Below are 21,545 nucleotides of genomic sequence, written 5' to 3' on the forward strand. Positions count from 1 at the left end.
TTTGTGTTGAAGCAAAATATACCCGAAATGACGCGTGTACACGACTACAGGTTCTATCTCACAATTACATTTCATCAATCCGCATCTATACTAAAAATAGTTTGTGGCATATAAAAGGAATATCCAAATGAGCACTCACACTGGTACTGGTCGCGGCGATTTCCATATCCTTTATCGGGGTCAATCTGTAGATGACCTCATAATAGAATATATGGAAGAAAATAATGTTCCGGGAATGTCTCTGGCGATTGTTCAAGCCCCATATATTACGCGAGTAGTCAGTTATGGATTCGCTGATACAGAAAAAAAACTTTTGGTTTCGACACGCACACTCTTTCACGTAGGTCAATTGACTCATGTATTTACTGCAGTGGCTGTGATGCAATTAATAGAGGAAGGAAAACTGAAATTAGATGACTTAATTTCTGCTTCTTTATCGTCTCTTCCGCAAGCATGGCAAGGTGTTACCATTCGACAATTATTAACGCATAGCTCAGGAATACCTGATTACTCAGAATGTGAAGGTTTTTCTTATCATAAAGATTATAAGCCTGAAGAGATTTTTAATTTAATCAAGGATCCCAATTTACTCTTTCCCTCGGGCACCAAAATGCAACCCAGCGCTTCAAATTATTACCTACTCGGAATTATTATTGAAAATACAAGCGGTATGAGTTATGAATCCTATATCAGCAAAAATCAAATTGAGCGTGTGGGTTTAAAACGTACATTTTTTATCAAAAACACATCCTTAATCGATAATGAAGTTCACACCGGCACCCTTCCTTTTAAGCACAGCGAATTTTTACATAATCCATCTTATATAAACCCTGTAGAAATGGCTGTTGGTTATACAACGGATAACAATGCAGCCCCGGGGATCACATGGACGACAACTTTTGCACACAGCGGCATCATTGCATCAGCGGAAGACATCAGCTTATGGGATATCAGTTTAGCCGGAACTATTTTAATCAAAGAAAGTGAGAATAGAGATTTCCTATATCATTGTATTACTTTAGACAATGAGACGGTTATACCTGGGAATGTGGGTTGGTTATTTCCAGGCCATCCAGGATTAATGGAAATAAAAGGAAAACTTCCTGGTTTCTCAGCTTTTTTAAGCCGTTTTACTGCACCAAATGAACTCTTGTGTGTCACTCTTTTGGCGAATAAAGAGAATTTATCTGATTTAGATATCCTAGGCCGTAAAATTGCAGCAGCTTTTGATATAAAGCTGGGAGCTCCAGCAGGTTCTGGTTCACAAACGCTTCAAAGTCCTTATTCTGTCTCCCAAACAATTCAACGAATAATTGATTTGATTACCCAAAAAGGCGGAAAAATCTTTGCTCACATTGATCACAGCAATGAAGCCCAAAAGGTAAATCAATCACTTCCACCTACCGAGGTCCTTATTATAGGGAACCCAGCAAAAGGCACAGCATTAATGCAAGAAAATGCAGCAATCGCACTGGATTTACCGTTACGGGTGATGGCTACAGAAGACCAAACCGGTCAAGTGTGGTTAAGTTTCACTGATCCGATTCAATTAGGTAAAAAATACAATTTACACAATGATGAATTAAAACAAATTGCAGCTGCATTACGCATGCTTTGTGAACGAGCTGTATCTGCACACAGTATTATTTAAAATAATAGGGCATGTTGACAATTCATCCCTACCGCCTACGTGCCGCGACTTGTTCGCGGCATCCAATAGTTCGGGTGCTGTCGGAGAGCGGTCAAGTGTGGTTAAGTTTCACTGATCCGATTCAATTAGGTAAAAAATACAATTTACACAATGATGAATTAAAACAAATTGCAGCTGCATTACGCATGCTTTGTGAACGAGCTGTATCTGCACACAGTATTATTTAAAATAATAGGGCATGTTGACAATTCATCCCCACTGCCTACGTGCCGCGACTTGTTCGCGGCATCCAATAGTTCGGGTGCTGTCGGAGAGGAAAATCAAGCCATTGGGAAATCCGTTGGTGGCAATACAACAAAAATCCATATGGCAGTTGATGCTTGCAGCTTTCCGACGTAGAAATAAAAAAGTAACAATTTAAAATAATAGGGCATGTTGACAATTCATCCCCACTGCCTACGTGCCGCGACTTGTTCGCGGCATCCAATAGTTCGGGTGCTGTCGGAGAGGAAAATCAAGCCATTGGGAAATCCGTTGGTGGCAATACAACAAAAATCCATATGGCAGTTGATGCTTGCAGCTTTCCGGTTGAATTTGAATTGACTGGCGGTGAAGTATATGATGCTAAAGCAGCTCCTAATCTCATTGAAAAACTCCCTAAATCTGATTACGCCATTGCAGAGAAGTTTATGATAGTGAGGAAATTCGAGAACTGATTAGACAAAAATCATCTACTCCAATTATCCCTCGGAAGAACGACTCTAAAACTGGCCTAAATTGGTTTATTATGAGGTTCATGAAACCTATGTAGAAGCTGCTCGGCGTGAAAAACGTTTCAGAAATTGGTGCAGGCAGCGGAAGTTAAAGTTTATTGAGGGTCTTAATCCAGATTGGCGTGATCTATATGAAGAAATTTGCCGTTTATCAAGATCGGGCTGGATGCCGCGAACAAGTCGCGGCACATAGGCGGTAGGGATGAATTGTCAACATGCCCTGGTCAGTGGGATTGTTACTTTTTTATTTCTACGTCCTGCGGCTTATCTGCAGAATCCAGTGAGATAAACAAAGCCTGGATCCTGCAGACAAGTTCTCAGGACATAAGAAAAAGCGTTAATCCTCAACTGCGATCTCCGCAACAATTATGTTTTTTCTTCTATTTCATATTTCTGAATTAATGCAGGACTCTCTGGTGATAAGGTAAAACTGACTTTAAGATTTGTTTTTTCTCCTTGGATAATAAAATATCCCCGTAATTGATTTTCTGGGATCACATCACCTACATGGAGGATTTTTCCCGCTTTAGCGAAAAGATTTTGAGTTTTCTTTTGCAGTGAAGCAACCGGTGAGTCGAGAAAAAAATTCAGTGCGAACAACCCGCTTGTGGTCGCACTCTTCCATTCAGGAAGTAATTTCATCAATGCTTTTTGTCGTTCGTGCAAAATTTTTGAAGGGAGTAACTCTCTTGGTTTAAATTGAGCTTGTTTAATAAGTTTATTCATAGCCTGGACATTAATGACCTCCGCAGCAGCATAAGTCACATTAGTTAATAAAACTACTCCCACTCCATATTCAGGCAATATGAGCCAATTACTACCAAAACCAGGAAGCCCACCACTATGTCCTACTGATATTTTCTCGTCACAATCTCTGGACCATCTTAAGCCATAACCGTAAGCACTAATTGTCGGACACTCTTTACCATTTACGTTAACCTTTGAATTCACAGCATAAAATCGCCAAGGTTGATGCATTTCACGCAGGGAACTTCTTTTTATCGGACCTGTTTCTGCATCATCACGCGCAGGCCATGCATATTGATGGAATGCAACATAATGACTGAATGATTCAATTGAAGTAATCATCCCTCCCATAGAGGCATAACTGCCATCGTGTAACAAGGGTTCTTCTTGCCAATCTCCATTGACCCATTGATAACCGTGGGCTAATTGATCCGTAGGAACTTGTGCAAATTCCCATGCGGCCTGCTTCATACCTAAAGGCTGCCAAATATTTGCAGCAATATATTCCTGATAGGGAATTCCTGATACTTTTTTAACAATCAATCCCAGAAGCGCAAACCCGAGATTACTGTATTCAAATGATGTTCCAGAAGTATTGGATAAAGAAATTCCTTGTTTTATCAAGTCGATTAATTCTTCATCTGTTTTATTTAAATTTCTATCGCCCCATGGATTATCTTCAGGGAATCCCGCAGAATGGGTTAATAGATCACGAATCGTAATTTCCGAGGCATCTTGGGTTAATTTCTGATTTTTTAGTTCAGGAATATAAATAGAGGCAGGATCATCTAGTCTTAATTTACCCTCATCGCGAAGTTTTAAAACAGCCATAGCTGTGAACCCTTTAGTCATCGAGGCGATGCGAAACATGGATTGGGTAGTAACGGGAGTTTTTTTTGCAATATCTGTGAAACCACCTCGTCCAGTATGTACCAGACGTCCATCTAAGATAATCCCATACACATAACCAGGAACATGATTTTTTTCAGCATAGTTCTGGTACATTTTATCAATGACTGGAACCACAGCCTGAATTTTTGTAAGTCTGTGGCTCTCAATAAAAACAGGCGGAAGATAGGAATTTTTTTGACTATTCGCTACCAAAGGAATCATTGCAGCGAGGAAAAAAATTTTTTTTACGATGAAGCGACACATAAAGAGAACCTTAATAATCCCATTATAAAAGCGGAATGCAGTATATAATATTTATTGACTGAAATTGACAGAAAATGAAAAATAGAATCTGGAACCTTCTTTTTATATTGGAACTATTTGCATGAAACTCTCAACACTATTAAGAATGATACGGTTTTGGCCGCCTTTTTGGGGCGCAGGAATCAGCGTAAAAAAATTTCATTCTGATGGTACTTATATTGTCGTCCAAATGAAGATGCGTTTTTGGAATAAAAATTATGTGGGAACACATTTTGGTGGTTCCATGTACTCTATGACTGATCCATTTTATATGTTGATGCTCATGCATTCATTAGGAAAAGGGTATATTGTTTGGGATAAGTCTGCCTCCATCCGTTATAAAATCCCCGCTAAAGGGACCCTTTATGCCCAATTTGAATTATCCCCAGAACACGTTGAAAGAATTCGACTTGAAGTCAATGAAGCAAAGAAAATTGACTCAGAATTTATTGTCCCTATAACCGATGAAGAGGGAAAAATTGTTGCTGAAGTAAAAAAGATTCTTTCTGTTATCAAAAAATAAAAACAGCAAAATCAGTAGTTATTCTACACTTGTTTCAGGGGGAAAATACCATGCCAATACAGCCTTTTTCAGAGGAAGAACAGGCTTCTATTCTGAATAACTACAACAACACTAAGAGTGATAATAATAAAATCCCGGTATCTCTCCGCAATTACGATTCAGGTTGGCCACTCGTCCAAGTAAGCCTCTTCAGCCCAGCTAAGGATGCAAACGATCCCATAAAATATGAGCATGTTTTAGGGGGTGGAAATTGTCATTTCTTTCATATTGGTGCCTTTAATTTTGCAAGCCTCTTAACAAAAATTCCAGGTAATATGGAGATTATTACTTCATATCCCATAACCCCCAAAAGAGAGCTCGTCAAAGCAGATAATGTACTTTTGTTTCTAAAATCGTTTAGCGTTCATCACAAAAAATTTGGCATTAAAATTTCGAGTAAATCCAATGCGTATGGTAGAAACTTACTTGTTGAGCTCCCTATAGAAAATTCAGCAGAATTTCGCGATGCATTGGCTGATAGCTTTTCATTTGCATTAAAAGAACGTTTTTCAATCAAAGCAATTGGAGGATATAACGATTCTGGGTACACTCAAAACCAAATTATGGAGGCAATTAATCCTGAGGTTGCTGTTTTCATCAATGGGCAAATCTTTATTGACTTAGGAATGCTCTTAGAACAACACGTTAAAGACAAAGAAATTGGCGAATTATTTAAACTTCTATTTAAGATTGATGCGTTTTTGGAACTAAAAAAGGAATATCCGCAATTCAAACCCGATTCAATCAAAAGTAGTGGAAAAACTCAAAAAACTCCTGCGCCTCCTCTTGAACCACGTGCCTCAAACCCGACCGCTTTCTTCCAGAAAGGAAAAGAAGCAACACTTCTTGATGAACGAGCAACCCAGAATAGTTCCGACTTGTACGCTTTAAAATCAAACATCAACTTCCAAAAGTAAAAGTATATATTTTAACTCCAGGTTCACTTGCCATAATTTGCAGGTACCCACTGATAAATTTCTTTTCTGAAATCAGCTCATAAATGGAATATTTGTCAACGAGAATGCTACGTTCCTGTAGCTTTTTACCTGATTGTTTATCAGTTAAAACCACTTTAACCTTAATCGGTTTAGCAGTACTGTTTCCCATAACAGCATATACTTTGCGCGCATTAAAGTGGATTTTAATCGCCGCATTTGCTTCTGCTGCAACGATATTCTCCGCATTGACTTGCCACAACCCCTCCAAGACCCAGGCATTAGCAGATAATTGATCGGAAAAATAGTAGCGAGTGGTTTTATCTTTTATGAGTTCGGGACTGTAATAGGAATCGGCTTTCGCATATCCCAAATAAGTTTCTGGTGTTTGAGCGATACTTACTGAACTTTCTTTTAAAGACTTCATAGTGCTTAAGTCCTTAACCCCCAATAAAAAGCGAATATTGTTCTCCATAACATCATATTCACCTTCACCAAAACGTCGATAGACCACATCGCCTTTTTTATTGATTAAATAATGAGCAGGCCAATAATGATTCTTATAGTTCCTCCAGGTAATAAATTGATTATCAAGTGCTACAGGATATAAAATTCCATACCGCTTCACTGCAGCTTTGACATTATCTAAATTTTTTTCAAAATCAAATTCAGGCGTGTGGATACCAATAATAACGAGTCCTTTATCATGATAACGCTTATACCAATCATTAAGATAAGGCAGTGTGCGCAAACAATTAATACACGAATAAGTCCAAAAATCGATTAAGACTACTTTTCCACGTAAATCAATCATGCGTAAAGGCGGTGAATTAATCCAGGTATCAATACCTTGTATCGGTGGTGCTTGATAAGTAAACCATAAGCCATTAATAAGTGAGCTTGACGTTTTAATTCCTGTTTGCGGAGTCACTGAAGAAGAAACCACTTTTCCTTCAAAGTAAACCATATAGATTACGCTTGCGATTATTACTCCCCCTAAAAATTTACGAAAAAGAGTGGCGCGTGTTTTAAAAAAAGAGAAGGTATTTATTAACTTTTTTCCGTATAGAGAAATAATAAACATAGGAATTGCAGCACCCAGAGCAAACGCCATCAAAGTAAAGAAACTGATTATTGTCGTTTCCTGAACCACAGTCTGTACGATAATCGCTGCTAAAATAGGCCCAGCGCAAGGGGTCCAAATGATTGCTATGATTCCCCCCAAGAAAAGTCCATTCCAAAATCCTCCTTCTGGCTTATTGACTGAAGAAAAAAAACTGCTTATTCGAGTGAGTCCCTGAGTTATTTTACCAAATTGCTCTGTTAAATAATTCGAGATCATGATGGCTCCCAACAGGAGTAAAATGACATAACCAATTTCTCGAACTAAATTAAAATCTACATCTAAGTAACGTACTAATTGATGGGAAAAGAACACCAATAAGGAAAAAAACAAAGTAAAACCGACAATAATCCCCATCGGTCTTTTTTTGGATCCAGTCAGTGAGCCTGCTAGAAAAATAGGTAAGATAGGCAAAATACAAGGAGAAATAATCAGGGCAAACCCTTCTATAAATCCCAATATAACATTAATAAAATTCGGTTCCATTTTATTTCCGGAAATCGCAATCAATTTCGTTCGATAATCACGCAATCATTGTTTTTGACGTGATATGTCAATACTCATTTTTGCCCATTGCAAAAATAAATGGCGACGTACCATGAGTTCCAAACAATGGCTGTGTTTTACAAACGCACATGAGCACCACTTTCTTGTAACCGTTTGGCAACAACAAGCTGAATATTGTCGCGTGCGCGCGCAGGAAAATATTGATACACCGCCAAAAAGTCACTTGCGCTAATCGTCAGAAACTGGCAAGCAGTGATGGTGCTAATACGCGCCGTTCTGCGGATATTGCGTAAAATAGCGATTTCCCCAAACACATCACCAGCCCCCAAAGTATTAATGCGTTTCCACCCCATAGACTGAGTTTTTATAGAAACTTGCACAGTACCTCGAATAATAATATAAAGCTTGTCCCCTATTTCTCCTTGTTCGATAACGATTTCTTCAGGTTTATAGTTTTCAATAACACACTTATCTGCAAGCATTTTTTGCTCAATGTGACCGATGCCTGTAAAAATAGTTGCATGAGAAAGTATGGGTATTAAATCTAATTGAGCTTGATATAAATGATTACTGGGTTCCATATCCTTTCTCCCTATTCAAAACGAATTACCTTATAAATGAAATATCTTACAATTAGAGTATAGTTGTTTTTTCTAAAATTTTTTAAGGCCGGAGTAATCGCGTAGTTGATCACAGAATAATTGACCTAAAAATAACAAGACACTGATCAAATCAGCGACTCCCCCTGGACTAATCCCGGTCTCAGAAAAAAATTGATGCAACTCCAATGCCTTTTTTTGACGAGTTTGTAAGCATCCAATCGTCAATAATTCTGCTACCCTGTGTTTTGCATAATCCAGCGCTAACTTTCCTTTCCTATAAAGAATATTTGTATCATCCATGTGCAGTAAAAGTTCTGAGTACGCAAACAAACAGGCAGTATCCAGTGATTGGGTCTCAATGAAAAGTGAAATAAAATCAGGAAGTAATTGGAAAATTAAATCATACCCATGTATCGCCATTTGCTTGGCATCAACCACCTTATATCTTTGTCGTACTAAAGCGCCATGGCTTTCAGGGTTCCCAAGATGCTCCACTAAATGCCTTGGCCAGTCTTTCAATATTTGCCGACGTACGTCCTCAGGAGTGAATTGCATTTTATCCTGAGCCAGCCTTATTACAGAAACACAGACTAGACCCAAAGCAAAAATAGCACCACGATGGGTATTTACTCCCTGAGTTTTCCCAAGCATACGCTGTTCTGCATCAATGGCCACTTGTTTTAATTCCTCAAAAGAATCATTTGCTAATCCTTTTTTTGTAATTTGGTAGAAGTAATGACGTAAGGTAAATAAGCTACGGTAAAAGGTTTCACCGCTCATATCATGATGCGCACCGGCATCCTTAAAGCTCACCAACCCTGGTTTAGGATAAGCTTTAACTTCAAAATAAAGGGCTCTAACTGCTATTCTGGCGAGTGTTCTTTCACAGCAAAGGATAGTGTTCATACAGTTCTGCTCTTGATAATAACGTAACCTTGTCTCTACTCTTACACAACAGTTTTTTTGCAGATAAAAGAAGCAATTCTTTGATAGGAATATCCCCAAGGCAGGAAAAACGAACCTCACCATCAATAATTCGATTAAATTTTTTTGTTAAAGCAGCAATTGATTCACGTAAATCAATTAAAGAACAGTCTTGGTAAGAGATAAGTAAATCAAGATCCGAAGCCCGATCAACAAAAGAATATCCTGATACATAATGAAATAAAAATGATCCATAGACCGCAATGTCAGAAATTGGCAACGACTTAATCAGCGTGTCTAACTTTTTTATCCCATAATAAGAAGAAAAAAAATCCTGCATCTCCAGGAGTTGTGGAAGCGGCTTTTGTTTTTGCACCAATGATGGTGCGCTCTGTATACTAACTCGGTGTTTTTTCTTGGCATGCAAAAGAGTTAATCCCAGATTAATTGTATCTTGGTGCGCTAATTGTTTGGCATAAATACACGGCAAGCCTTGTGCAAGCCAGAGGGATACGTGCTCTTCAATCATTTTCTTATCCTCATGAATCGAAGCAACAGCAAAGTCTGCATCCGGCTGAAGATAAATTAAATGATGTCTTTGTAAACTCATAAATGATTGGCTACTTTATTGATAATGGGGTATGCAAGCGTTCTCCCCCCTCGCTTGCTACCCAAGAGCGCGCGATCATCTCGAGTATTTTTCTTTTGGATTGCCCCATCAATTTGTTCAGCAAGTTCAGATGGGCTTACAATCTCGTGTATTCCACCAAGCTCGTAAAAATTTTTCACGCCTGGTGCAAAAACGGGAAATGTCCTACTAAGTTCTTGCAGGATACTTAGTTCTATTTTGGTTACCTTGGCGATACCTTCCAGCCACATCACAGCCAGTGCTGCATCAGGTAAGGCTAAAATTGTATCTGCCATCAAGCCGTAAGCGATAAAAGCACCACCTACTGCTTGATTATACACCAGCGAGATCAAAGCATTTCCCTGTAGGCGTAAACACTCCAAACATGCAAGCAAATGGCCAAAATATTGTTGCATCCCCAACCATTCATTACGCATTGTTAGCTCTTGTCCAGCAACATCAACTAATAAAAGGACGGGTTCACGTGATTGACGCTCAAGAATGTCGATTACATATTGCGCCATAATCAACGCTTGCTCTGCCCCCAGAAATGTGGATTCCTTGACGCCAAGAATATGTATCAGTTGATTATTCAACATCGCTTGCCCAGATACAACCGATTGGTTCTCGGTCAATTTGACTTCCTGAGAAAAGATCTGTTTGAGAAGCTCCTTTAATGCAACCATTTTTTTATTCCTTCTGTGTATCATCGCAGACTAAATACTTTGTAACCTGGGAGCGCGCAGCCTACAATGAATTACCAATTTCTTTTTTATGTTTTTTGCTGCTTTTAAAAACTCCTGCTCGCCCATATCAAAAAGAGTCACTGCATATTTTGGAGCAACTTTAGTGAGATAAGTTCCCTCTTCTTGATACCCTTGTGTATCCTGAAAACGCTTTTTTAACAATGTCTGCTTTTGTTTTAGGGAATTAAGATCCAGGGGAACATTCTTATCGAGAGCAGAAATTAGTTGAGTGCGTATCGCTGTAACATCAGAGCCCACATAGCTTTGAGCAACATCCTGTAAATAGCGAGTTTTTCCTCCATATACCCGCCATACCAGAGCTCTATCTTGTGAATTAAAAGCCTTGATACCGGCCACAGCTTGAATCACCTCCGGGCCTGATACTCCAATACGTCCTAATTCATTGATCACAAGATAATCCAAACACGCAGAAATAATTCCCATCCCCCCAAAAGCACCGTTTTTCCCACACACAACACCTATAGTGGTTATCCCTTGATGTCGTGCCTCAAATACAGCGCGGATCGTTTCTGAAATGGAAATTTCTCCCGCATTGGCTTCATGCAAACGCACTCCACCACTATCGATAAGAAGAATCACTGCTTTAGCTTGAATTGCGATCGCAGCTTTAAATAAACCGGTAAGTTTCGCACCATGAATTTCTCCAACCCCACCCCCCATAAAATCCTTTTGCTGGGCAGCAACAAGTACTTTATTCTTTTGTAACAGTGCCGAACCTATGACGATGCCATCATCTGCTTCACCAGGCAAACCTAAAGCGGCTAAATAGGGACTATAAAGCTTTTCATCAGCAAGCCACTCAGTGAAAGAATCTTTATCAAAAATAACTTGGATTCGTTCGCGTGCACTAAGCCCTTCATAATTATTACCTATTTTGTAATTACCTTGAAATTCTTCCAACGCCTGGGCTAAGCGTAATAAAACAACTGCGGGTATTGCCCCGTTATCATTGAGGGTAAATTGCAACCCGACAGGTTTATGTTGATTGACGAAATCCCCAATAACCATTTTCCAAACTGGCTTATAATGGTCAACCGCAGTCTGAATCATAAATATTGTTTCAGAAGTAGTGTTCTCTTCGATTATGACTTCTAAATTCCCTGAGCCAACAACACCACAAACCGTTTTTTTTCCGTGCACACGTTTTCCGGGGAGCGTAAAACGAAATTCCATGTTTTCCATATTCTTTGCCCTACTTTACCAGTTTCTAAATTTTGCAGGCGGTTCATATAAACCCTTTGAACAATCAACAAGATCACGAATTGACTTAGCTGCCAATAAATTTCGGGTTGCATCAGACACTTTGATTCCTAAATCCTCAGGGCGTTTAATGACTCCTCGGTGGCGCAACTCCTCGACCTTTTTTCTATCGCGCATTATTCCAACTTCGGTATATCCGGCGATTCCGCGAATGGCCTGTTCACGTTCCTCAAGATTGCGACACATCAGAAGATTGGCAATACCTTCTTCGGTAACAACATGACTCACATCATCGCCATAAATCATTACTGCGGGCAAATCAGCATTCATGGATTTTTGCAAGGCCCAGGCATCCAGTTTTTCTACAAAAGTAGGTCGTGCTGAACTCTGGAATGTTTCCACCATTTGAATCACCAATTTTCTTCCTCGTGGCATTTTGGTTGCTAAGGCTTCACTTCGTTCCTGGCCTGCTTTCAACCAGGCATAGGAAGAATGGCGCCGGCCAGGAGCATCACAGCCCATGTTGGGAGCACCACCAAAACCCGCAATACGTCCTTCAACTGCTGTGGAGCTATTTCCCTCAAGATCCATCTGCAACGTTGCACCAATGAAAACATCACACGCATAATGCCCAGCTAGCTGACCTAACATACGATTCGAGCGCAAATTTCCTTCTTTACCTGTAAAAAAAATATCGGGACGAGCAGCTGCATAGCGATTCATTCCTACTTCTCCCCCGAAGGGATAAATTGCTTTTACAAATCCTGCTTCGATGGCGGGTATTAAGGTAGGTAAAGGATTCACAACCCAGTACTGGCATATTTTACCCTTTAAGCCCAGAGATTCGGCATAGGTAGGTAACAGTAACTCAATGGCGCATGTATTAAAACCTACGCCATGATTTAAGATATTTACTTGATAAGGGGCATATATTCCTTTGATCACCATCATGGCCATTAATATTTTCACTTCATTTATTTGCGCAGGATCGCGGGTAAAAAGAGGTTCGATATAAGATGGTTCGGGACCTTGAACAATGACATCAACCCAATCTGCAGGAATATCAACTCGCGGTAAATGCTCTATCACTTCATTGACTTGAACAACAACCACACCATTTTTAAAATTGGTCGCTTCAATGAGAGCAGGGGTGTCTTCTGTATTTGCCCCGGTAAATAAATTACCCTGCTTGTCTGCTTTATCTGCCATCAACAAACAAACATTTGGCGTCAAATCTGCTACTAGTCGTCCAAAAAGTTCATTATAGGTATGAATATTACCGATTTCGATCTTTTTATTTTTTACCATATCAGCAAGACGAGTTGATTGTGGACCTGAATAGGCAAAATCAATTCGGCTTGCAATCCCTTTTTCAAACACATCAAGATGCTCTGGTAAAGCAATGGCTGATTGGATCATATGCAAGTGATTTATTTTAGCAGGACTCAATTGAGTCATAGCAGCAGCCAAAAAATTGGCTTGCTTTTGATTATCTCCTTCAATGCATACTCGGTCACCTGAGCGAATGAGATGGGAAAGGACTGTTGTTAGATCATTCGCCTCTACAAATTTATTGTTCTTAAGGTAAGGTTTAATCCTCGACAGGCGTTTTAAATATTCTTTTTTATTCTTACCCCACATTATTGCTTCCTGCATTTTCAATTTCTTTATGATACTTCATTTTCTCCAGTTATCCCCTTTACTCGTGTAAGCTACCTCAAAACATGATTTAATGTTTATTCTCATATCTTTATGATCTGCTCTTCAGTGCAACTTAAGCCGCGGCTTTACTCTGCGACTTAACACATTCGAAAGAGTGAGCAAACAAACCCGCCACCAACCATATAAAGAAATTTGATGTTGTTTGTATAAAGATAAATAAAATAAACGCGCAAGTTTGCCTTCTATCATTAAATTTTTAGTAATTTTACCCATCAAATTACCAACTACATGATGACTTAAAGTAACTAAGGAGCCGTGATCACGATAATGGTAAAGAGGCAAAGGTTTACCTTCTAAATATTTATCCAAATTTTTATACAAAAAACGGGCTTGCTGATGAGCAGCCTGTGCACGAGGTGGTACCATTTTATTCGAATGAGTTTGTGGGCAACTCGCACAATCACCTAAAACAAAAATAGAATCGTCCAAGGTTGTTTGTAACGTTTGCTTTACTAATAATTGGTTGATGTGATTAACCTCCAAGCCATCTAAATGACGCAAAAAATCTGGGGCCTTAATACCAGCTGTCCAAACAATAAGATCAGCAGGAATAAATTGGGTTGATTTAGTATGCAAGCCTTTTTCCGTCACTTCATTAACTTGTTCGTTAACACAAATTTTTACACCCATGCGCGTTAGTTCAGTAAATACTTTTTCAGAAATTTCTTCCGGAAGCGCAGTCAACAATCTGCTTGCCGCTTCAATTAGAGTAAAGGAAATAATTTCAGATTGAATGCCAATTCCATAATTTATAATTTCATGAATTGCATTATTCAATTCTGCGATTAATTCAATCCCGGTAGCGCCACCGCCTACGATGACCACATTAAATTGACTCTGTTGCGGTTGTTGGGAGAGACGCATAAAATGATTTAATAATTCGCGATGAAAATAGACTGCCTGGTCAATGTTATCTAAAAACAAACAATGTTCACGCACTCCGGGGATACTGAAATCATTAGCAACACTTCCTATGGCAATAATTAAAATATCAAATGAAAGTGCTCGCTTTGGAAGAACTTCTCGTTCGTGACTGTAAAATGGAGATAAATAGATTTCTTTTTTACTCCGGTCTAAACCTTCAAGCGCCCCTAAAACAAAATGAAAATGATGCGTAGCAGCATAAGCAAGATAGTCAATTTCATTTTCATTAGTAAACAAACTCCCTGCAGCAACCTCATGTAACAGCGGTTTCCAAATATGGGTAGATGTACAATCAACCAGGGTAATAGCAGCTTTACCCCCTTTTCCATATTTATTTCCAAGCAATGCAGCCAACTCCATTCCTCCTGCACCGCCGCCTACAATAACGATGTTGGGTACATGAATTTTATTTGGCATAAAACGCTTCCTTGGAATAAATCATTATTATTATAAATATACCAACAATTTATTACTTTTTAAGTAAGTATTCCATAAATGAATCTTCAATAAATGAATAGCTTATATTTATATCGCAACGTTACTGCGCTTTATGCCTGATTGATCCTCACAAAATTTAAGCAGGTAAAAATCATTTGTTACTTGAATCCTTACACTCTAAGGAATGGACACCCCATATCGGGTCAAAAAGGCTGTCATCACTATAGATGTTGAATAGGTATTTTCCTGTGTCGATTTTGTGAGGATCTCTCAGGCATAAAGCGCAGTACGTAGAGAAATTTAAAATGATAAAATGACTAAAATTTAATATATTGTCTACTCTAGTCAAACCAGAGTCCATCTACATTTCGCCAGTTTGAGTCAAAATTGTTTGATTTTCGAGCACTTAAGCGCAGCATACATGAAGTATGTGAGCATCAGAGCACAGAAAATCAAGCAATTTTGGCCAAGACAGTAGAAAGTAGATAGACTCTAGTCAAACTTACACTCGTGCAAAGGTATCATCCTGGTCTTTTTTACCCATTTATGTCCGATCCAGATCATTAAAAAAAGCGGCACGCCAATATAAGAAATAAGCAAACCATACCAATCTTTGGTGGTTGCTATTAAAGCAGAATAATTCTGGCCACTAATCACGATCATGCATACACCAAAAGCAAACAAAGGACCAAAAGGATATCCCCTGGCCAAATAAGGAAGTTGAGCCGGATCTTTCCCTTGACGCAAGTAGGCTTTACGAAAACGATAATGACTCATTGCTATTCCCATCCAAGCAATAAATCCCGAAAGGCTTGTTGCATTGAGTAGCCAAAAATAAACGGTGCCGTTACCAAAAATAGAAGATAAAAAAGCCAACATCGCCACAACACTTGTTAAGGCTAAAGCATAGATTGGTATTCCTCTTTGATTAACAACGGAAAAAATTCGAGGAACATGACCTTCCTTGGCAAGATGCCAGAGCATTCTGCTGCCAACATACATGCTTGAATTGGCTGTTGATATAATTGCCACAAGAATCACTGCGTTCATAATCATTGCAGCAAACGTTTTATCATATTGTTGAAACACCAGGGTAAAAGGACTCATTACCACATCAGAACTGATTAATTGTGATGAGGTATAAGGTATTAAAAGACTGATAATAAAAAGCGATAAAATGAAGAATATTAAAATCCGCCAAAAAACCATTTTTATTGCTTTGGGAATCGTTTTATCAGGATGAACGCTCTCCCCTGCAGCAACGCCAATTAACTCCGTACCTTGAAAGGAAAAACCTGCTGCAACAAAAGCGCCAAGAATACCGATCCAACCACTATGGAATGGAGCATCGCCAATACGCCAATTTTGGAATCCCCCTGCTTTATAATCTGTGAAACCAAAAACAAGAAAAAATCCGGTCACAATAAATAAAACAATAACCGAGATTTTAACAAATGAAAGCCAATATTCCACTTCACCAAAGGCTTTGGTTGATATCGCATTAAAACCAATGACCAGAAAGAGAAAAACAGAACACCAAAGAAACGATGAACTCTCAGGAAACCAAAAATGCATGATCAACGCAGAAGCTGAGATTTCTGAAGCAATATAAATGGCACAACTATACCAATAATTCCATCCTAGCGCGTATCCTAAGGAGGGATCGAAAAAACGAGAGGCATAAACATAAAATGATCCACTGGTGGGCATGAATGCCGCCATTTCACCAAGACCCGTCATCAAAAAATAGACCATGATCCCCATAATCAAATAAGCAAGCAATGTGCCCCCAGGACCAGCCAAGGATAAAGCATTACCACTCGCTAAGAAAATGCCCGTTCCTATAGAACCACCCAAGGTGATCATTCCCAGTATACGCGCATTAAGCTTGCGTTGCAGCGATGGCTCTCGAGCTACATCATGCATCTTTCAATCCTTGAATTTGGGAGAAGAGTAAGTGCCCACCCTACCATTAAGTTAAAGAACTCATCTACACCATTTTAACAATCCTTTAGATTATCGCAAATTACTCCGAATCATGATCGGAAGAAGATATCTGCTCTATTATATTGAAAAAAACCTTTGAAGAAGTTTTGGGGTGTTAAGTGCTCTGTTGCTGTGTATAACTTGCATGCACAAATCCTAGTGTCTTGCATCGTTTATGAGAATCCAAACGCGCATAACTCATGAATACCCCCGTATTAAAACAGTAAGAAGTTTACTCACTTTCTCTGTCTTTTTATATAAAAGTAGCACTAATCACTTGAATCAAAATTCGATTCTAGCTTTATATCGTCAAAAAAAATGGCCAATTTTTTGCGCGATCAGCAAATTACTAACGAATTACTCCGTCAAACGAAATGCAGATAGGGAATAAGTTCAATTAGAGCCAATTACGTGATAAAAAGTATTCGTGAAAACTGAAGCAATTGAGTCAGAATGGCTTGACAATTATAAATGAAGCAAAGCAAAATTCGGCATATTGAGCGCGTTGGTTATAGATCACTAGAGGATGATAACCCATACTGGCGCGCTGTAATAGCAGGTCAATAACAAAGAAATAGAGAGCATAAATTTTCAGGGGGCATGTTATCTAAATATCATGCTGGGAGTTTTATTTAATTTTAATTTTAGGGGGATTAGGTGTGAGAAATAACATTATAGATAAACCTGGCTTTAGATGGTGGTTAAGCAGTATTGCTTGTCTTACATTTCTGACATTAGTAAGCCATGGGGCAGCAGCAGGTACTGCAGTGTCTTTAGGGGCAATGGCATCCACAATTACTGGATCATTTGTGAACTTGGCTAAATTGATTACTGCTGGTGCTTATTTGGCTGGTTTAGGATTTTCTATCGGAGCTATTATGAAGTTTAAACAGCACAAAGATAACCCGACTCAAATTCCAATTGGAACGCCAATTGCTTTAGTCTTTATTTCTGCCGCTTTATTGTTCCTACCTTCAATTTTAGGTGTAACAGGAACAACAATGTTTGGATCTGCTGGCGGTCAAACTGCAGGACCTAATGGCGTTGTTTTTGAGGTAGCCAATAAGTAGGTTCTGGTTTTATGCCCTTCTCCTGGCATTGTCGAGGTTTCTGAAGGGACCCCTAACAGCTAATCTAAGCCATAAGTTTTTGGAAGATCAGAGAGAACCTCACCGTTTTGTGACAGCGGCAAATTCTCTCTGGAACTCTTTTCTGTTGCGTTTGTTAGAAAAGCATATTTCATTAATTCCTTCCATTTCTTTATCGCAGCCTTTCTTCGTTCTTCAATCGTATTTAATTCCCTAGTAAATTTTTCCATATCGATAGTTGATTGCATTGGATCAATGCTTATAAAATCAAGGTTCACATTTCTTGCCATGACTCCATCTAAATCATCTCTGTCGCCAACATAGGCAATGGGTTTATCTTTTACATTGTAAACTTTGCGAAACTCATGAAACATTGCCGGATTTGGTTTTTTCGGTAAATTGTTATCGGAATTAATGTATCCATCAATATCCACTCCATAAAATTCTCTAATCTTAGGAACTTTACTCGCAAAAGCCGAACCATCGGTAATGATGCCAATTCTATATTTATTTCTTAGGGTTAAAAAATCTTCCTTGCTCATTTTGGGTGCAAATGGTTCCGCATTTTTATGCTCTTGATACGCTTTAGTTATTTCTTCGAAAGAAACTTGAACACTAGGATTATGTTGTCTTATGAAATCTAAAAGCATCTGTTGATATTGATATTGACCCCTATCTTTCAAGGTTTGACGCGTTTCTCTAATTGTTTCAATCGGTATTTCTATGCCAGAATATATTTTAATAATATCTTGGAAAATGATAAAAGTACTATTATTCAAGTTATGCAGGGTATCATCAAAATCAAATAATAACCAAGGGAGACCAGCCCTTTTATCGATTTCTTTTCTAATATTTTGTCCTTCTTCATCAGATAGTACAATTTGTTTTTCATACGACACTGTATACCTGCCTTTTTTTATTGCTGCCAACAACTCTCTTTCAAAATGAGCGAATTCTACTTTTGGTTTTTCAAATTCTTCCATCAAGCTATCTTTTTGATGTTCAAAAAGCGAATGATTCATGTCGTCTGATGCATCATATTTTTTAAGTAGAGTTTGAAAATCTGATTTATGTTCTGGATTATTAGAGTCACACAGGATAGAGATTAATATCATACCTTCAATATTAGTCAATGTTTCCATACTTAACCCGACAAGTCTTAGTATTTCGTTTAATCGAGGAAGATCTTTTGAAGTATTAGGTAACAAACTTATGATGAATTCTTTAACGTCCGGCTGTATATTAAAAAACTTATTATTTTTATGTGCTGTTATACAGACTATGCTCAGCAAATTTGCGTTGTTATCTCTAATTTCATCAGCTGCACACGATATAGCCGAACCCGCTTGAATGTGATCGTCAATCATAATCACTTTTTCATTTGGAATTATTTTTTCTGCAATATTTCTTGATTGGTAAAGAGTTAATGCCTGTTGTGCAATTCGATGGATACCATAAGATTCGGCACGCGATGTGCGCTGCTTTAAAGCAAGTACTCTATCTAATTCCACTTTCCAAGGATCATTATTTTGGGCAATTTTCTTTCTTAATTCTGTAAGTAACAATGTACTAAATTCTGCAGTTAATCGATTTTTACCAGACTCCGGCTCAGAAAGATCCCTTTCCATTGTAGCTAAATGAATCACTTCATCTTGACTCGGGCAAGCTTTTTTTATTATCTGGTATAATCGATTTACCATTATCTCCAAATATGTATTCTCTTTGTTCTCTTTAGTTGGAGCTTTTAATACTTTTTCCAAATAGGCATTTGTGTGTACTTTGAGAAGAGAAAAAAGCGCTTCATTTTGCATAATGGATACAGGAGAAATTTGCCGTGGTTTCCCGAAAAGAGTAATGCTATTGCTCGCAAGTCCTGTGATTTTGGTGGTAGGTTGATTGCCATTGTAGCCAAACATTTTTCCTTTTTTTATAAATAACTGTAGCCTGGAATATTGTTTCTCCTCTTCAGTCATATTGAAATGATTTTCTGGCTGAGAAAGTTCTTCTGAAGTAGCAGCAACGATAATCGGGATTTCGGCCTCTATATCATTTAACTTAGCAAATAAAATTTGTTGTCTTTGGTGAAATCCATTTTCTTTAGGCATTTTTATTTTCCTGATATTCGTTATTTTTAAAAAAAGGACAATATGAGACCCATTAAGTAAAAGACATCACTAAATGGCTGAAAAATTGACATGATTGTATGGTAAAATACTTAAAATTCAATGAGATAAATATATAAATGGTATATAAGAAAATCAAGATCAATGGCGCAGACTTGATTGATTTCGATGGAAAAGTTGCTAATCAATCGAGCCTGACCCCGTTGATTCTTGATTTATTAAAAACTCACTATCATCATCTTGTTGGAGCAAAACATGAAATCCAGATTTTATTGTAGTCGCTGATCCATGGGCAAATATACAATGAGTAGGATAAGAAAAAGACATTAGCTATTAGGATGGTTAATTCAATTTTTTTTACATACTATCTAGAGAATTATTGAAAAGCATCAAATTTCTTGATAGAATGCAGGGTTTTTTTAAGATGTGCATTAAAAAATAAGGATATATAACATGCGCCTCCAATTATTAAGCCTAAGCTTCTTGAGCTCCTTCTTTTACTCTTCAATATTATTAGCAGGTGAATCAGGCATTCAAAAAATTTACCAAACTAATTTATATCCTGTAATTTCAATTTTAGGTGGATATGCCAATATGCATGTCCGAAATACAGAAACCTATTCCGGTGATGATGACAATATCTTTCGATATAGAAACTCGGGTCATGATAATGACACGGGTGTTGGGGGTATTTTTTTGGGGCTCGAGTATGTTTTTACTCCTTCCTTTTTGATGCAATTAGGCGTTGATTATGCCTACTTCGGTAGTACTAGAATTCAAGGAATACATAGCGTAGGTATAGAACCAAGCACATCAACCCAATACCAATATAAATACAAATTTCAACCGCAGCAGTTATTAGCAGCTACAAAATTATTAACAACGGTACAAAATTCCTTTCACCCCTATTTGTTCGCAGGTCTAGGGGTTTCTTTTAATCGAGCATACAACTATGATGCGTCGACACGGGAAACCTGCGATATAAATCTTACTCCAATTTTTAAAAATAACTCCGATCAACGCTTAAGTTTCACCTTAGGGACAGGGGTTGATGCCGATCTTAATCAGCATATTCGATTTGGTCTTGGGTATCGCTTCAGTGATTTTGGAACAATATCACTAGGTGAGGGAAATGTGAATTTTGATGGCTATACTGCATCTGTACCATTTAGCTTAAGAGCTCATGATACATATGCACATCAATTCATTGCTCAACTCTCTTACTTAATATAAAAGTCGTCAAAGGACATTATTATGGATAATAACTTTAATTTACCCTTAGCCAAGGTCATTTGTGCTGCCATATCTTTATTCACTAGCAGTTATACTTTTGCTGCCGGTAATTTCACTATTAGTCCAACTCCCGGAACTGTGATTCCAACTACTGTGCCTGCAGGATCTATGGTTTCTGCTTATTATACCATTACAAATAATACCAGTTCAGCCCGAGTAGGCTATGTATTAAGAGGACTTCCCAATACAGTTCTGCAAAACTTAGGAAGTAACTTTTGCTCTAATCCAGTTAATTTAGCTGCGCATGCAAGTTGTGTTTTAAGATTAGATATCTTTGGTCAAGCTCAAAGTGGATTTGCCCTCTGCAAAGGTAGTAGCTGTACGACTGCGTGTGTTCCTTTAAATGTAGTTGTAGTTC

At 38.2% G+C, this 21,545-nt stretch carries 18 protein-coding genes and 4 pseudogenes; 11 read left to right on the plus strand and 11 right to left on the minus strand.

Annotated features, from left to right (window positions below):
* The first annotated feature begins 127 nt into the window (after positions 1–127).
* From LXO92_RS15270 to LXO92_RS15285, 5 genes and pseudogenes are all read left to right on the plus strand, one after another.
* Positions 128–1,651, plus strand: a complete 1,524-nt coding sequence (locus tag LXO92_RS15270; RefSeq protein ID WP_182350378.1) for a serine hydrolase — start codon at positions 128–130, stop codon at positions 1,649–1,651.
* Positions 1,652–1,746: 95 nt separating this feature from the next.
* The gene (locus LXO92_RS17165; protein WP_255666717.1) at positions 1,747–1,878 is read left to right on the plus strand and encodes a hypothetical protein; all 132 of its coding nucleotides are present in this window, start codon (positions 1,747–1,749) and stop codon (positions 1,876–1,878) included.
* Positions 1,879–1,951: 73 nt separating this feature from the next.
* Positions 1,952–2,044 (plus strand): annotated as a pseudogene (locus LXO92_RS15275) (IS5/IS1182 family transposase); the annotation flags it as partial.
* Between the two features lie 83 nt (positions 2,045–2,127).
* A pseudogene (locus tag LXO92_RS15280) lies at positions 2,128–2,447 on the plus strand (transposase); the annotation flags it as partial.
* Positions 2,429–2,617, plus strand: a pseudogene (locus LXO92_RS15285) (GIY-YIG nuclease family protein); the annotation flags it as partial. The pseudogenes LXO92_RS15280 and LXO92_RS15285, both read left to right, overlap by 19 nt.
* Before the next feature lie 173 nt (positions 2,618–2,790).
* Here the strand turns inward: LXO92_RS15285 and LXO92_RS15290 are convergent.
* Complete coding sequence (locus LXO92_RS15290) at positions 2,791–4,326, minus strand: serine hydrolase domain-containing protein (RefSeq protein WP_232891272.1); 1,536 nt, start codon at positions 4,324–4,326, stop codon at positions 2,791–2,793.
* 121 nt (positions 4,327–4,447) lie between these two features.
* Between LXO92_RS15290 and LXO92_RS15295 the strand changes: the two genes are divergently transcribed.
* Positions 4,448–4,888 carry a DUF4442 domain-containing protein gene (locus tag LXO92_RS15295; protein ID WP_182350380.1) on the plus strand — a complete coding sequence of 147 codons (441 nt, stop codon included), beginning with the start codon at positions 4,448–4,450 and terminating at the stop codon, positions 4,886–4,888.
* A gap of 50 nt (positions 4,889–4,938) precedes the next feature.
* Positions 4,939–5,844 (plus strand): hypothetical protein, encoded by a 906-nt coding sequence (locus LXO92_RS15300; protein ID WP_232891273.1) that lies wholly within the window; start codon positions 4,939–4,941, stop codon positions 5,842–5,844.
* Here the strand turns inward: LXO92_RS15300 and LXO92_RS15305 are convergent.
* The 9 genes from LXO92_RS15305 to LXO92_RS15345 all read right to left on the minus strand — a co-directional run bounded on the left by LXO92_RS15305 (position 5,828) and on the right by LXO92_RS15345 (position 16,623).
* A complete protein-coding gene (locus tag LXO92_RS15305) occupies positions 5,828–7,471 on the minus strand; it encodes a cytochrome c biogenesis protein DipZ (protein WP_232891274.1) in 1,644 nt (547 codons plus the stop codon). The two genes, LXO92_RS15300 and LXO92_RS15305, sit on opposite strands and share 17 nt — an antisense overlap.
* Before the next feature lie 137 nt (positions 7,472–7,608).
* Positions 7,609–8,073: a cyclic nucleotide-binding domain-containing protein gene (locus LXO92_RS15310; RefSeq protein ID WP_182350383.1), complete on the minus strand. Its 465-nt coding sequence runs from the start codon at positions 8,071–8,073 to the stop codon at positions 7,609–7,611.
* Positions 8,074–8,145: 72 nt separating this feature from the next.
* Complete coding sequence (locus LXO92_RS15315) at positions 8,146–9,000, minus strand: triphosphoribosyl-dephospho-CoA synthase (RefSeq protein ID WP_182350384.1); 855 nt, start codon at positions 8,998–9,000, stop codon at positions 8,146–8,148.
* On the minus strand, positions 8,978–9,628 hold the full coding sequence (locus tag LXO92_RS15320; RefSeq protein ID WP_182350385.1) for a phosphoribosyl-dephospho-CoA transferase MdcG domain-containing protein: 651 nt from the start codon (positions 9,626–9,628) through the stop codon (positions 8,978–8,980). The genes LXO92_RS15315 and LXO92_RS15320 overlap by 23 nt, the downstream gene beginning before the upstream one ends.
* The gene (locus LXO92_RS15325) at positions 9,625–10,332 is read right to left on the minus strand and encodes a biotin-independent malonate decarboxylase subunit gamma (RefSeq protein WP_182350386.1); all 708 of its coding nucleotides are present in this window, start codon (positions 10,330–10,332) and stop codon (positions 9,625–9,627) included. Before LXO92_RS15325 ends, LXO92_RS15320 begins: the two co-directional genes overlap by 4 nt.
* 30 nt (positions 10,333–10,362) lie before the next feature.
* A complete protein-coding gene (locus LXO92_RS15330; RefSeq protein WP_232891275.1) occupies positions 10,363–11,595 on the minus strand; it encodes a biotin-independent malonate decarboxylase subunit beta in 1,233 nt (410 codons plus the stop codon).
* A gap of 15 nt (positions 11,596–11,610) precedes the next feature.
* The gene (mdcA, locus tag LXO92_RS15335) at positions 11,611–13,254 is read right to left on the minus strand and encodes a malonate decarboxylase subunit alpha (RefSeq protein WP_340163013.1); all 1,644 of its coding nucleotides are present in this window, start codon (positions 13,252–13,254) and stop codon (positions 11,611–11,613) included.
* Between the two features lie 123 nt (positions 13,255–13,377).
* Positions 13,378–14,676 carry an NAD(P)/FAD-dependent oxidoreductase gene (locus LXO92_RS15340; protein WP_182350388.1) on the minus strand — a complete coding sequence of 433 codons (1,299 nt, stop codon included), beginning with the start codon at positions 14,674–14,676 and terminating at the stop codon, positions 13,378–13,380.
* 513 nt (positions 14,677–15,189) lie between these two features.
* A complete protein-coding gene (locus LXO92_RS15345) occupies positions 15,190–16,623 on the minus strand; it encodes an amino acid permease (RefSeq protein ID WP_232891277.1) in 1,434 nt (477 codons plus the stop codon).
* Positions 16,624–17,342: 719 nt separating this feature from the next.
* Here LXO92_RS15345 and LXO92_RS15350 point away from each other — a divergent pair.
* Complete coding sequence (locus LXO92_RS15350) at positions 17,343–17,753, plus strand: type IV secretion protein IcmD (protein ID WP_182350390.1); 411 nt, start codon at positions 17,343–17,345, stop codon at positions 17,751–17,753.
* A 59-nt stretch (positions 17,754–17,812) separates the two neighbouring features.
* Here LXO92_RS15350 and LXO92_RS15355 read toward each other — a convergent pair whose 3' ends face one another.
* A complete protein-coding gene (locus tag LXO92_RS15355) occupies positions 17,813–19,876 on the minus strand; it encodes an HAD family hydrolase (RefSeq protein ID WP_232891278.1) in 2,064 nt (687 codons plus the stop codon).
* Positions 19,877–20,013: 137 nt separating this feature from the next.
* On the opposite strand from LXO92_RS15355, the gene LXO92_RS15360 reads away from it, so the two are divergent.
* The 3 genes and pseudogenes from LXO92_RS15360 to LXO92_RS15370 all read left to right on the plus strand — a co-directional run.
* Positions 20,014–20,172, plus strand: a complete 159-nt coding sequence (locus tag LXO92_RS15360) for a hypothetical protein (RefSeq protein ID WP_232891279.1) — start codon at positions 20,014–20,016, stop codon at positions 20,170–20,172.
* A 175-nt stretch (positions 20,173–20,347) separates the two neighbouring features.
* Entirely contained in the window at positions 20,348–21,127 is a 780-nt protein-coding gene (locus LXO92_RS15365; protein WP_182350393.1) for an outer membrane protein, read from the plus strand.
* A gap of 21 nt (positions 21,128–21,148) precedes the next feature.
* A pseudogene (locus LXO92_RS15370) lies at positions 21,149–21,545 on the plus strand (hypothetical protein); the annotation flags it as partial.

Origin of the sequence: Legionella resiliens (assembly GCF_021344005.1) — a bacterium.
Taxonomy (GTDB): Bacteria; Pseudomonadota; Gammaproteobacteria; order Legionellales; family Legionellaceae; genus Legionella; species Legionella resiliens.